Source organism: Mariniflexile jejuense (assembly GCF_042675665.1).
Classification (GTDB): Bacteria; Bacteroidota; Bacteroidia; order Flavobacteriales; family Flavobacteriaceae; genus Mariniflexile; species Mariniflexile jejuense.
Map to the genome: position 1 here is coordinate 1,428,078 of NZ_JBHTJI010000001.1, position 14,677 is coordinate 1,442,754.

Below are 14,677 nucleotides of genomic sequence, written 5' to 3' on the forward strand. Positions count from 1 at the left end.
TTACTAGTTTTTACGTCGCTCTCTAGCTAATAATGTGTTTTTAAGCAACATAGCTATCGTCATAGGGCCAACACCACCAGGAACCGGCGTAATATAACTTGCTTTTTTGCTTACACTTTCAAAATGAACATCGCCTGCCAATCTGTAACCATTTGCTTTGGTAGCATCTGGTACACGCGTAATGCCAACATCAACAATTACCACATCTTCCTTAACCATATCGCCAGTTAAAAACTCTGAAATACCAATGGCAGCAACAATAATATCTGCAGCTTTTGTTATTTCGGCTAAGTTTTTTGAACGACTATGAACAACCGTAACCGTAGCATCACCAGCTTTACGTTTTTGGCTCATTAAAATACTCATTGGGCGACCAACAATATGGCTTCTTCCCATTACTACCACGTTTTTACCAGAAGTTTCTACTTGGTAGCGTTCTAACAATTCCAAAATTCCGTATGGTGTTGCAGGTAAAAATGTTGGCAAATCTAAAGCCATTTTACCAACGTTTGTTGGATGAAAACCATCAACATCTTTATCTGGGTGAACAGCCATTAGCACTTTTTGTTCATCAATATGTTTTGGCAATGGCAACTGAACTATAAACCCATCAATATCATCATTCGTGTTTAGTTCGTTAATTTTTGCTAATAATTCTTCTTCTGAAGTATAATCGGGTAAATCTATTAAGGTAGAATTGAAACCTATCTTTTCGCAAGCTTTTACTTTTGCGTTTACATAGGTCATACTTGCACCATCGGTTCCAACCAAAATAGCAGCCAAATGTGGTACTTTTTCTCCTTTTGAAACTAGCGCACTTACGTGTTCTGCTATTTCTTCCTTTATATCGTTGCTTACTTTTTTACCGTCTAAAATTATCATCTTTATAAGTTTTCAGTCGCAGTCGCAGTCGCAGATTATCACTCTACCGACTTACATATGCCATTTTAGTTTTCTATATTAACTCCAAATTTCTCTGGATTATTAATCATGTAATTTATTAATTTTCCTATCTCCTTACCTTCATCTGAACATTTAGAATAATCTTCATTTGAAATATAGTTACAGGCTAAAGCAAAATCCAACCAAGTATTCGTTTCAGAGTTTTCACCATCAGCATCCGTTAACTTACTAATAAAATGTTTTGGATAACGTCTTTTTCTATAGGCTTCAGAAATATTCGCAGATACAGAACGAGAACTTCTTCGTATTTGATCAGTTAAAGAATATGTTTCTTCCTTTGGAAAACTTTTTGAAATTTCAAAAATAAACATCGCTAATTCAAATGATTTTTGATAAGCTAGAAGTTTTTTGAAATCCATAAACAATAATCTTTACTACTGAAAACTGTGACTGCGACTGAAAACTATCTCATTCCTTTCATCATCTGCATCATCTTTTTACCGCCACCACCTTGCATCATCTTCATCATTTTGCTCATTTGGTCGAATTGTTTTAAAAGCTGATTTACTTGCTGTACAGATGTACCAGAACCTTTACCTATTCTAGTTTTTCTACTTGCGTTTATAATGTTTGGATTGCTTCGTTCTTTAGGAGTCATGGAATGAATGATAGCTTCTATACCTTTAAAAGCATCATCATCAATATCAACATCTTTCAACATTTTTCCAGCACCAGGAATCATACCCATAAGGTCTTTCATGTTTCCCATTTTTTTAATTTGCTGAATTTGTTTTAAGAAATCATCAAACCCAAATTGGTTTTTGGCAATTTTCTTTTGAAGTTTACGTGCTTCCTCTTCATCAAACTGTTCTTGTGCACGTTCAACTAACGAAACAACATCACCCATTCCTAAAATACGGTCTGCCATACGTGATGGATAGAACACATCGATGGCTTCCATTTTCTCGCCCGTACCAATAAACTTAATAGGTTTATTGACTACCGATTTGATAGAAATAGCTGCTCCACCTCGTGTATCACCATCTAATTTTGTAAGGATAACCCCATCAAAATTCAACACATCGTTGAAGGCTTTTGCTGTATTTACGGCATCTTGCCCTGTCATAGAATCTACAACAAACAAGGTTTCTTGTGGTTGAATGGCTTTATGGATGTTCGATATTTCGGTCATCATTGCCTCATCAACAGCTAAACGACCTGCGGTATCTATAATTACTACATTATATCCATTTGCTTTAGCGTGTGCAATACCTGCTTTTGAAATAGCAACAGGATCTGAATTTCCTCTATCGCTAAAAACCTCAACACCTATTTGACTACCAACTACATGAAGTTGATCTATTGCCGCTGGTCTATAAACATCACAAGCTACTAATAATGGCTTTTTTGATTTTTTTGTTTTTAGATAATTGGCCAATTTACCAGAAAAGGTTGTTTTACCAGAACCTTGTAAGCCAGACATTAAAATAACGCTTGGGTTACCTGAAAGGTTAATGCCTTCTGCATCGCCACCCATTAGTTCGGTAAGCTCGTCTTTTACGATTTTAACCATTAATTGCCCTGGTTGTAACGTAGTTAATACGTTTTGACCAAGTGCCTTTTCTTTTACTGTGGTTGTAAAATCTTTGGCTATTTTAAAGTTAACATCGGCATCTAGTAACGCGCGACGTACTTCTTTTAAGGTTTCGGCTACGTTTACTTCGGTGATACTTCCGTGCCCTTTTAGTACGTGTAAGGCTTTATCTAATTTATCGCTTAAATTATTGAACATAATTTTTATTGAAATTTTAAAAGTGCAAAGTTAATGATTTGAAGCGTATTATTACCCTTGATTTTTATAAAAATGATGCTTCTTTTTGATGTTAATTTACTTTGTGGTTTGTTGTGGTTTGCGCTAGGGATAGTAGTGGAAAGCCCACAGCGAGGTACGAGCGAGGACTTGTAGCCTTTCGACTGCGCTCTAGATAAACTCCTATCCCGACCCTTGTGGTAGCGCCATAAAAAAAAGGTTGCCAAAATTTGTATTTGACAACCTTTATAAAGGAAACGTTATTTAATAATTTAACCTAACCAACCAAAAACGAATGTTTCCTTTTGTTTATTAAAAGCTTACTTAACTTTTCTTTTCAAGGACTAATATTCTTTCTACAGTTCCTGTAGAACTTAAATCTTTTAATTCAATTCTATTAGGGGTTATTGATTTTATTCGCCATCTGTACGATAATTCGTTAAACGGTGCTTGGTTTGCAAAATGTAAGCCTAAAAACAAACCGTCGTTTCTGTAGGCTAACCATGAGCCTGCTGTTACGCCATTGTTTGGATCGGTTACTTTTATTCTTCCAGTTATTAAAAAATTAACGGTATAACCTGCAAAGTTTATTGTTGGGTCTTGAACGTGTACCAAACCATCATCATATTTTGCTACTTTCCAATCGCCATTAATTATTACAGCGTCAATGTATTTTAAATCGTCATCTACATCTAAACAATGTCTTTGTAACACCATTTTATTGTTTGCGTTTTCTAGTTTTATTAAACCTGGTTCTAAAAAGGTTATTAACCATTCTAGTTTTAAATTTGGACGACCATCTAGGGTTATTTGTAAAATGAAGCCTATGTTTCTTACGCCTATTTCGTAAGTTCCTGAAACATATTCGCCATTAACTCTTAGTTTTACAACATTGTTTGCAAAGAATTTTAATGGTGTTCCTATATAATCTTTTTCGTTATTTATACCATCAACACTTAAACGCTCAATTCTCCAGAAACATTCTTGTAAATAGTTTTCAATACGGTCTTTGGTAATATCTATAACCACATCGCAGTTTTTCTTTAGTATAAGTTTATTGCCATTAGATGTGAATAGCTTAATTTTTCCGTATTCAATTTCGTAAACAAACCATTCTAAAGTAAAATCTACTAGAGTATCAAATTCTAATTTTATTAATGCACCATTTTTTGTTATGCGTGATGACCATGTACCTGTTAGCATATCGCCATTTCTGGTGCGAACTTTAACGATATTATCATCTTTAAACGTGATAACATATTCTCGATACGCATTGCTTAAACTAATGGTATTTCGTTGAAATTCGTTTACTACCCAAGGACATATTTTTAAAAGCGTATCTAGACGTTCTTTTGTAAAATCGTCATCGTGGTAATCGTTATCATCATCTTCATCACAAGAATCTTTAGCTTGTTTTATGGTAGCAGCTAATTCTGCATTGCTATTTACTGTTATTACTGTTCCATCTGCTAAAACAAGATTTAACGGAAAGTTTATACTTGCTATAACTTCGGCATTTTTTACACGTTTGATGAATTTGTGCAATTGGCTATCACTTTCAATTTTAACAACATTTACAATTTGAAATTGTGCATTAAACACTGAAAATGATATTGGATATTGAAAATCAATACATTCAATATCATCATCGTCTTCATCTTCGCCTTTGCATTCTTTTACTAATACTGCTAAAGCTTCTTTGTTTTGCACGGTAACTTCGGTATGATCGGATAAAATAACGGTTATTGGAAATACAATGTTTAAAACATCATCATCATCTTCAAACTCATTAAAAATGGCTTCAATGGTTTTATAATCTTCTTTAGAAGCAATAATAATTTCTTGTCCGTTTACTTTAACTGTTACAGGAAGTTGAACCGACAAACAACTTGCTTTATCAATAATATTATCTGCAGAACCATCCATTACAGATGTAGCACTCATCATACTTGTTAGCTCAGACGTTGCCACAAGTGCTTCACTTTCGGTAGGTTGCGTAATTTCAATAACTTCATCTTGACAAGATGTAAATAGCAATAGGGCAAAAAAAGACAGTAGTAATAATGTTTGTAATTTAGTTTTCATGGTGTTTGATTTTTTGGGTTTGACATAGCATTTTTATTATAAAACAAGATAACTTTAAAAATTCCTACCTAGTTTTTGAAAAAAGTTTTAAAATTTAAAAGTTTCAAAGTTTTAAAAACCTTAATTTAGTCCAACCAACTACCCAAAACAATGGAGAAACAACTTAACGAAAACATCTGTGAAGAACGCTTATTTTCGTCCATATTTAATAAATATGCCAAAGATTTACACAACTTTTTATATTATAAGTATGGTGATTTACTAAACCCTAAAGATAAAGTACAAGAGGCTTTTGTGAAATTATGGGAAAATTGTGCAAAAGTAAGTCCTGATAAAGCTAAGAGTTTTGTTTTTACTACCGCCAATAATTTAATGTTGAATGAAGCTGCGCATCAAAAAGTGGTTTTAAAACACCAACAAACCAAACCAAAAACCTACACTAATGAAAATCCTGAATTTTTAATGCAGGAAACCGAATATATGGCTAAGCTACAACAAGCACTTGCGAATTTAACCGATGCGCAACGTGAAGCGTTTATGATGAACCGTGTGGAAGGTAAACGTTTTAAGGAAATTGCTGATATTTTAGAAATTTCAACCAAAGCGGTTGAAAAACGTATTTATGGTGCTTTGGAGAAGTTGAGAAAAGAGATTAAGGAGTTGTAAAATTTGATGGTTAGAAATCTAAACTTTTTACTTTCAAACATTTAAACTTTAAAACTTTTTTAGAGTTAGGGTAGGAAAAAAATAAAGTTAACTGTTATATAATTGAATACAGAAATGATGAACAGAGAAGCATTAATATCAAAATGGTTAAATAACAATCTAAATGATTTAGAACTTGAAGCGTTTAAAAACCTTGAAGACTATGATGATTTGGTAAAGTTAAACAACAGTTTGCAAGCTTTTAAGGCTGAAGATTATGATACTTCAAATGAATTAGAAACTGTTTTACAAACCATAAAAACAAAAAAACAACCGCAAACACATTGGTTTAAACCCTTTATGCGTGTTGCAGCTATTCTAGCTATTTGTTTTAGTTTATATTATTACACAACAACTTTAAACACAACAATTACTACAGAATTTGCTCAAAAAACAACCGTTGAATTACCCGATGCTTCAAACGTTTCATTAAATGCAAAATCGAGTTTAGTATTCAATAAAAATTCTTGGAAAAAACAACGTGATGTTCAACTTAATGGTGAAGCTTTTTTTAAAGTTGCCAAAGGTTCAACTTTTAATGTTATTACAACATCTGGAACTGTAACCGTTTACGGAACGCAGTTTAATGTAAAACAACGCGATAATTATTTTGAAGTTATTTGCTACGAAGGTTTGGTTGGGGTTAATTACAATTCTCAAGAAACAAAATTAAAACCTGGCGACAGTTTTTTAATTATTGATGGGAAAACAATTGCTAAAGAAAAAGAAAACCGCTCAACACCTTCGTGGTTAAATAACGAAAGTACATTTAAAAGTGTACCTTATAAAGCCGTTATAGCCGAATTTGAAAGACAATACCATGTAGATATTACGCTTTTAAATATTGATTCAAATCAGTTATTCACAGGTAGTTTTGCTCACAATAATTTAGATATTGCCTTAAAAGCAATTACCTTACCTTTACAAGTAACGTATAGTAAATCAAACAGCACTATCATCTTAAAACGTGAGTAGAAACGGATATCTTTCTATTAGTTGTTTACTCTTTTTTTTGAATGTTGCCATCTTAAAAGCGCAAACTATTCAAAAAGAAAAGCAACCGCTTATTACTATTTTAAAAGTACTTGAGGAAAAATATAACGTTCGTTTTTCTTATGTAGACGAAACTATTAAAAACAAAACCGCTTCTTTACCCAACGATGATTTATTTCTAGATGAAGCATTAAAACTTCTTAAAACTGAAACACAGTTAGATTTTGAATTGCTAGATAATAGGTTTATTGTAATAAAAAAACGTATTGAAAACACTACTGAAACTACCACATTTCAAACACAACGACTTGAAGAAATTGTAGTTAGCAATTACCTAACTACTGGTATTACCAAACTAAACGATGGTTCACTTACTATAAAACCCGAAGCATTTGGTATTCTACCAGGTTTAATAGAACCCGATGTTTTACAAACCATTCAATCACTTCCGGGTATTTTAAGTACCGATGAAACGGTATCAAATATTAACGTTCGTGGTGGCACACACGACCAAAACTTACTACTTTGGGATGGTATAAAAATGTATCAATCTGGTCATTTTTTTGGTTTAATTTCAGCATTTAACCCCTACACTACCAAACGTGTTAATGTTTATAAAAATGGTACAAGTGCAAAATATGGCGATGGTATTTCAAGTATTATAGACATGCAATTACCAAACAATATTGATAATGAATTTAAAGCTGGCTTAGGTTTTAATTTGATAAATGCAGATGGGTTTGCAAAAATACCATTATCACGTAAAACAGAATTACAATTGTCTAGCAGACGTTCTGTAACCGATTTAATTTTAACACCTACCTACGACCAATATTTTAAACGCATTTTTCAAGATTCCGATTTAACGAACGCCAACAGAAATTCCATTTCACAAAACGAACAATTTTATTTTTACGATGTAACATTGAAGTTTTTATATGATGTTTCTAAAACAGACAAAATTCGAATTCATTTTTTAAATGTAAATAATCGTTTAGATTATGATGAACAATCAACTATAAATGACAGAAACGATGCTTTTAATAGCAAATTATCTCAAAAAAATCTGGCTACAGGCATTACCTATACTAAAAATTGGAATGAAGTACTTTCAACAACATCGCAAATAGCGCTTTCAAACTACGATTTGGATGCAACTAACTATGATATAACTAACAACCTTCGTTTAATTCAAGAAAACGAAGTGTATGATGGTTCAGCCAAATTAGATATTAATTACACTCACAATCATCACCTTAAAATTAATAGTGGTTATCAATTTTCTGAAGTTGGCATTAGCAATTTAGAAGATGTTAACAATCCTGTTTTTAGAAGTTACATTAAAGAAGTTATAAGAAGTCACGCTGTATATACCGAAGCAAATTTACTTTCAAATACAGCTAAAACCAATTTAAAATTAGGTGCAAGATTAAATCATATACCAAAATTCAATATGCTTTTTATTGAACCACGATTGAGTTTTAGTCAGCGATTTTTAAATAATTTCCGACTCGAAATTTTGGGCGAATTTAAAAGTCAAACTTCAACACAAATTATCGATTTACAAAATGATTTTTTAGGTATTGAAAAACGCCGATGGATTTTATCGAACAACAACGACATTCCTGTTTTAAAAAGCAAACAAGCTTCAATTGGTATTCATTATAACAAAAACAAATTACTTATAAGTGCCGAAACATACATTAAAAAAGTAGACGGTATTACAACGCGAAGTCAAGGATTTCAAAACCAATACCAGTTTGTAAAAGCCATAGGTAGTTATGAAATTAAAGGGATTGATGTATTGTTAAACAAGCAATTTTATGAATCAGTAAGTACCTGGATTTCCTATTCATACAACACTAACAATTATACATTTAACACCTTGAATGATGGCAAACCGTTTCCTAACAACGCCGATATTAGGCATGCTGTAACTTTTGGTAGCACATATACAATTAACAACTTTAAATTTGCTTTGGGCTTAAATTGGCATTCAGGAAAACCAACCACCTTACCTAACACAAATGACGACCCAAATGATAATGAAATAACATATTCAAACCCAAATAGCACCAATTTGAAAGATTACTTACGTGCCGATTGTTCTGCAACCTATCAATTTAACATTTCAAATACATCAAAAGCTACCGTTGGTGCTTCCGTTTGGAATATTTCAAACAAAAAAAATGTAATCAATACCTATTACAATTTAGATAGTAATAATCAAATTGCTAAAGTTGAAAATCAATCCTTAGGCATTACACCCAATGTTAGTTTTAGGGTTCATTTTTAAGTTTTTTTCAATAAAATTTACTTGCAATTAATTTTAATAAACAGAACAATCCATTTCTTATATTTGGCTAAGAAAATATAAGGGTTATGTTATTGCTAAACATTTTAGATACCTCGTTGCCATTTACCAATCCGGTATTAAAATTTCTTGTTATTTTAATCATTATCCTTTTAGCTCCTATTCTTCTTAATAAGTTAAGAATTCCTCATATTTTAGGACTTATTCTTGCTGGCGCATTAATTGGTCCAAACGGTTTTAATTTACTACTACGCGATAGTAGCATTATTTTATCGGGAACGGCAGGTTTGCTGTACATTATGTTTCTCGCTGGTTTAGAAATTGATATGAACGAGTTCAAGAAAAACAAGTTTAAAAGCTTGTTGTTTGGACTTTACACCTTTTCAATTCCAATGATTTTTGGTGTTTTGGTTGGCATTTATATTTTAAAATTTTCAGTTATTACATCGGTTCTTCTCGCCAGTATGTTTGCATCGCACACACTTATTGCCTACCCTATTTTAGGACGGTTTGGTGTCGCAAAAAACAGAGCTGTAAACATTGTAGTTGGCGGCACTATGATTACCGATACGTTGGCTCTTTTGGTACTTGCAATTATTGTAGGTATGACAAAAGGTACAACTAACACTGTGTTTTGGATTAAACTATTCATATCTGTTATTATTTTTGGGTTTATTGTATTACATGTATTCCCAATTATAGGTCGCTGGTTTTTAAAACGTTACCAAGACCACATTTCGCAGTATATTTTTGTTTTAGTAATGCTATTTTTGGGTGCGTTTTTAGCCGAAGTAGCAGGTATTGAAGCTATTATTGGTGCACTACTATCAGGTTTTGCGCTTAATAGATTAATTCCAGCTACATCGCCATTAATGAATCGTATTGAGTTTGTTGGAAACGCCATTTTTATTCCGTTTTTCCTTATAGGTGTTGGTATGTTGCTCGATTTTAGAGCCTTTTTTACCGATATGGAAACCATTTTGGTAGCCATAGTTATGTCTATTGCAGTTACACTAGCTAAGTTTATTGCAGCTTGGAGTACTCAAAAAACTTTTAAATTTTCTACTGATGAACGCCACCTAATTTTTGGGTTAAGTATTGCCCATGCAGCTGTTACTTTAGCAACCGTTTCTGTAGGCTATAACATTATTATTGGTGAAACTGAAACTGGCGAACCTATTAGGCTTTTAGGTGAAAGTATTTTAAATGGCACAATCATCATGATTTTAATAACCTGTACCATTTCAACATTTGTGGTACAAAAAGGTGCGCGAAACCTATCATTATTACAATTTACTGCAAAAGACAAAGAAAATACAGGTAATGAAGAAAAAATAGTTGTTGCTATTAATAATATTGAAACCGTTGAAGAACTGATAAGTTTAAGTACTATTTTTAAATCTACTGAACACAAAAATTCGCTATTAGCATTGCATGTTTTAAGAAACGATTCTACCGATGTTGATGCCGAAACACGTGCTATTAAAATACTAGACAAAGCCATACATATTGCCTCGGCTACCGATATGCATTTGAATAAATTACTACGCTATGATTTAAATATTATGAACGGTATTTTAAACGTAGCCAAAGAACAAAAAGCAACCGATTTAATTTTAGGGTTGCATGTAAAAAAACATATTTCCGAATCGTTTTTAGGTAGTTTAACCGAAGGTGTTTTATCTAAATGTAACGCTACTAGCTTTATTTACAAATCGTTACAACCTATTGCCACCATAAAAAGACACATTATTATTATGCCTAACAATGTAGAAAACGAAATAGGCTTTCCATTTTGGCTTTTAAAAGTTTGGAATATTGCATACAATACAGGTGCTAAACTTATTTTTTATGGTACCGAACAAACCATAAAAGTAATTCAAAATGTACATGAAGAACACCCAATTGATGCCGATTTTATAACCTTTAATAGTTGGAATAACGCCAAAACCTTATCGAGTAACATTAAAATAGATGATAATTTAATATTTATACTTACTAGAAAAGACGAACCTTCGTACCAAAAAAACATAAAGAATATTTCAATTTATTTAAACCGCTACTTAGCTTCCAATAGCTTTATTTTAGTTTGCCCTATTATGGAAAACCAAGTCAATAATAATAGTGTTGACTTTAATAACCCATCGCTTTTAGAACCATTAGAAAAACTAGATGAATTGGGCAAAACGATTGCTAGAGTTTTTAGAAAAAAATAACTTGATTTGTACAAAAATACCACTATCTTGTTTAGGATTAGATAATTAAAACGATTTCAAATCATGTTATTACCAACTACATTTAGATGACCAACTTCTTAAAATACACATTTCTTTTGTTTCCAATTTTCGTTTTTGGACAGTATCCATTTGAAAAATATAAGAAACCAAAAACCTCAAGTTTGGAATTTAAAATGACAGAAGAAAACAGCTTTTTGAAGTATTCAAAAATTGTAAAGTCATTTTTCAATGATAAATCAGATTTGGAAGTCATAATAAATGGCAATACTGAAGACTTAAGAAAAACTAATATTGAAGTAAATACAAAATCAAAAAGTAGAAAATACTTTGAAGAAATTCCGACTCAAGGAACAGACGCATTCTATGTCGCAGACTATAATGGAGATGGCAAAAAAGACTTTAAAATTGTTTGTTATTATATGGGTTTAGGCCTTGCTTCATTGAATGTTAGAGTTATTTACTTTTTTCAAAATGAAAATAAAAGTTTCACAAAAGTTTCATTTGACGATAAAATCGGAGAAAATACAACAGAAAGAGATTTAAATGGTGATGGAAATTTTGAAATTATAACAATGACTTTACAAAACCACAAAAATCACAATTATTGGCTTTTCAACCTTTACAATTTTGTAAATGGAAATTTGATATGCGTTAATAACAAATTGAACTATCCAATTATGGTTCAATACGTATTCAAAGACAACTATCAAGTAACAAAAAAATTGACAAGAAAAGAAATGAAAAAGTATGAACTCAAAAAACCGAAGGAACTACTAGTAGATAATTAATACTAATAGTAACAACCGTTTGGCGCAATAGTTAGTTTTGTTTGTTTTGCAAAATCATCTGTATTTTCAGTTTGGTGTGTACTTGCTAAATTCACCGCTAAACAACGCAACTACTCATAGCCGAAATCGTTAAACGAACCAACTTAAAAATCTTATTCTAAACTAGCCAAACTAGCCTTCAAGGTTTCAATTTTAGCCAATGCATCGGCTTCTTTATTACGCTCGTTGGCAATCACTTGTTCTGGCGCACCGGTAACAAAACGCTCGTTTGATAGTTTCTTTTGTACCGATTTTAAAAAGCCTTCGGTGTAATTTAATTCTTCGGTTAGTTTTTTAATTTCAGCTTCTACATCAATACTGCCTTCCATAGGAATAAAATATTCGTTAGATTTTACTCTGAATGTAAGTGCACCTTCAACTGCTTCATTTACATAATTTACAGCTTCCAAGTTTCCTAATTTAGAAATAATACCATCAAACGATGTACCTGCTTTTTCATTATTAATTACTGAAAAACCAATAGCATCTTTAAAAGCAATATTCTTTTCTTTTCTAATATTTCTAATACCAGAAATAACTTCCGAAGCAAATTCAAACTCAGTAATTAAAGCTTCATTTACTGGTTTTGCTTCTGGCCATTTGGCAACAATTAATGCTTCTTCAGGCGTTCTTTCTGCTATATAATGCCAAATATCTTCGGTTAAAAATGGCATAAATGGATGTACAATTTTTAAGTTATCTTCAAAAATTGCTATAACCGATTTATAAGTAACAGCATCAATGGGTTGTTGGTATGCTGGTTTAACCATTTCTAGCAACCAACCACAAAAATCGTCGTAAATAAGTTTATAAATTGCCATTAATGCGTCGCTTAAACGGTATTTACTAAAATGATCTTCAATTTCTAGTAATGCTTTTTGGAATTTGGATTCGTACCAAGCAATAGCCGTTTTACTAGAATTTGGTTGCGGAATGGTATCGTTAATCTCCCAACCATCAACCAAACGGTAGGCGTTCCAAATTTTATTTCCAAAGCCTTTTCCTTGTTGACAAAGTGCTTCATCAAACATTAAATCGTTTCCTGCGGCGCTACTTAAAAGCAAGCCAACACGAACGCCATCTGCACTATATTCTTCAATTAATTTTAGTGCATCAGGTGAATTCCCTAAGGATTTACTCATTTTTCGGCGTTGCTTATCGCGAACCAAACCAGTTAAATACACGTTTTGGAATGGTTTTTCACCTTTATATTCGTAGCCAGCAATAATCATACGTGCTACCCAAAAGAACAGAATATCTGGACCAGTAACTAAATCGTTGGTTGGGTAGTAGTATTTAATATCGTCATTTTCTGGATTTCTGATGCCATCAAACACGCTCATTGGCCATAACCATGAACTAAACCACGTATCTAACGCGTCGGTATCTTGTCTTAGGTCTTTAGCTGTTAGGTGTTGGGTTTTAGTCTTTTCTTGTGCTAATTTCAGTGCCTTTTCAATGGTTTCTGCAACTACAAAATCTTCTTTTCCATCACCGTAATAGTACGCTGGAATTTGTTGTCCCCATAATAATTGGCGTGAAATATTCCAATCGCGAATGTTTTCCATCCAATGGCGATAGGTGTTTTCAAACTTTTTAGGGAATAATTTAATTTCAGAAGCTTCACCTAAAACCGCTTCAATTGCTGGTTTTACAAGCTCTTCCATTTTCAAAAACCATTGGTCTGATAATCGTGGTTCAATAACAGCTTTGGTTCTTTCAGAAGTTCCTACTTTATTGATATGTGTTTCAGTTTTTACTAAAAAACCTTTTTCTTCCAGTTCTTGTGTAATTTCTTTACGAACTACAAATCGGTCTTTTCCTTGATAATGTAAGCCAAAGCTGTTTAAACTGGCATCTTCATTAAAGATATCAATTACTTCAAGTTTGTGTTTATCGCCTAAAACTTTATCGTTTTCATCATGTGCAGGCGTTACTTTTAAGCATCCTGTACCAAATTCCATATCTACATAATCATCTTCAATAATAGGAATCACACGATTGCAAATAGGCACGATGGCTTTTTTACCTTTTAGATGTGTAAAGCGCTCATCATTTGGGTTAATACAAATAGCAGTATCACCAAAAATGGTTTCAGGACGTGTGGTAGCGATGGTTAAAGTATCGTTGCTTCCTTCAATTTTATAATTTAAATAGTAAAGATTGCCTTGTTTTTCTTCATAAATAACTTCTTCATCAGACAATGTGGTTTTCGCTTCTGGATCCCAATTTACCATACGATAACCTCGGTATATTAATCCTTTGTTATACAAATCGACAAATACCTTAATAACCGCTTCACTCATATCGTCATCCATGGTGAATTTGGTTCTGTCCCAATCGCAAGAACAGCCTAATTTTTTAAGTTGTTCTAAAATAACGCCACCATATTCGTGCGTCCAATCCCATGCGTGTTTTAAAAATTCTTCACGAGACAAATTATTTTTATCAATACCTTGTTCCTTTAGTTTTGCCACAACTTTTGCTTCGGTAGCAATAGAAGCATGGTCTGTACCTGGTACCCAACACGCATTTTTTCCTTGTAAACGTGCACGACGAATTAATACATCTTGAATGGTATTGTTCAACATATGCCCCATGTGCAACACGCCTGTAACGTTTGGTGGCGGAATTACTATAGTATAAGGTTCTCTGTGGTCTGGTGTTGAATGAAAGTAATTATGTTTCATCCAGTAGTTGTACCACTTAGTTTCTACCTGACTTGCATCATATTTTGAAGGCATTTGCATACTTTGGAATAGTTTTTGAATAATGATTTGCAAAAGTACTTATATTTCTTTTT

General features: G+C 32.6%; 10 protein-coding genes. 5 read left to right on the top strand and 5 right to left on the bottom strand.

What is annotated here, in order from left to right; all coding sequences use genetic code 11:
* Nucleotides 1-3: 3 nt before the first annotated feature.
* From ACFQ1R_RS06155 to ACFQ1R_RS06170, 4 genes are all read right to left on the bottom strand, one after another.
* Nucleotides 4-882 (bottom strand): bifunctional 5,10-methylenetetrahydrofolate dehydrogenase/5,10-methenyltetrahydrofolate cyclohydrolase, encoded by an 879-nt coding sequence (locus ACFQ1R_RS06155; protein WP_379925251.1) that lies wholly within the window; start codon nt 880-882, stop codon nt 4-6.
* Nucleotides 883-947: 65 nt separating this feature from the next.
* Entirely contained in the window at nt 948-1,322 is a 375-nt protein-coding gene (locus tag ACFQ1R_RS06160; protein ID WP_379925252.1) for a four helix bundle protein, read from the bottom strand.
* 44 nt (nt 1,323-1,366) lie between these two features.
* Nucleotides 1,367-2,695: a signal recognition particle protein gene (gene ffh / locus ACFQ1R_RS06165; protein ID WP_379925253.1), complete on the bottom strand. Its 1,329-nt coding sequence runs from the start codon at nt 2,693-2,695 to the stop codon at nt 1,367-1,369.
* A gap of 342 nt (nt 2,696-3,037) precedes the next feature.
* Entirely contained in the window at nt 3,038-4,798 is a 1,761-nt protein-coding gene (locus ACFQ1R_RS06170; RefSeq protein ID WP_379925254.1) for a hypothetical protein, read from the bottom strand.
* Between the two features lie 150 nt (nt 4,799-4,948).
* On the opposite strand from ACFQ1R_RS06170, the gene ACFQ1R_RS06175 reads away from it, so the two are divergent.
* The 5 genes from ACFQ1R_RS06175 to ACFQ1R_RS06195 all read left to right on the top strand — a co-directional run bounded on the left by ACFQ1R_RS06175 (nt 4,949) and on the right by ACFQ1R_RS06195 (nt 11,835).
* A complete protein-coding gene (locus ACFQ1R_RS06175) occupies nt 4,949-5,464 on the top strand; it encodes an RNA polymerase sigma factor (RefSeq protein ID WP_379925255.1) in 516 nt (171 codons plus the stop codon).
* A 114-nt stretch (nt 5,465-5,578) separates the two neighbouring features.
* The gene (locus tag ACFQ1R_RS06180; RefSeq protein WP_379925256.1) at nt 5,579-6,478 is read left to right on the top strand and encodes a FecR family protein; all 900 of its coding nucleotides are present in this window, start codon (nt 5,579-5,581) and stop codon (nt 6,476-6,478) included.
* The gene (locus tag ACFQ1R_RS06185; protein WP_379925257.1) at nt 6,471-8,792 is read left to right on the top strand and encodes a TonB-dependent receptor plug domain-containing protein; all 2,322 of its coding nucleotides are present in this window, start codon (nt 6,471-6,473) and stop codon (nt 8,790-8,792) included. Before ACFQ1R_RS06180 ends, ACFQ1R_RS06185 begins: the two co-directional genes overlap by 8 nt.
* An 86-nt stretch (nt 8,793-8,878) precedes the next feature.
* The gene (locus tag ACFQ1R_RS06190; protein ID WP_379925258.1) at nt 8,879-11,026 is read left to right on the top strand and encodes a cation:proton antiporter domain-containing protein; all 2,148 of its coding nucleotides are present in this window, start codon (nt 8,879-8,881) and stop codon (nt 11,024-11,026) included.
* A gap of 86 nt (nt 11,027-11,112) precedes the next feature.
* Nucleotides 11,113-11,835 (top strand): hypothetical protein, encoded by a 723-nt coding sequence (locus tag ACFQ1R_RS06195; RefSeq protein ID WP_379925259.1) that lies wholly within the window; start codon nt 11,113-11,115, stop codon nt 11,833-11,835.
* A gap of 152 nt (nt 11,836-11,987) precedes the next feature.
* Here ACFQ1R_RS06195 and ACFQ1R_RS06200 read toward each other — a convergent pair whose 3' ends face one another.
* On the bottom strand, nt 11,988-14,624 hold the full coding sequence (locus ACFQ1R_RS06200) for a valine--tRNA ligase (RefSeq protein ID WP_379925260.1): 2,637 nt from the start codon (nt 14,622-14,624) through the stop codon (nt 11,988-11,990).
* Nucleotides 14,625-14,677 lie beyond the last annotated feature (53 nt).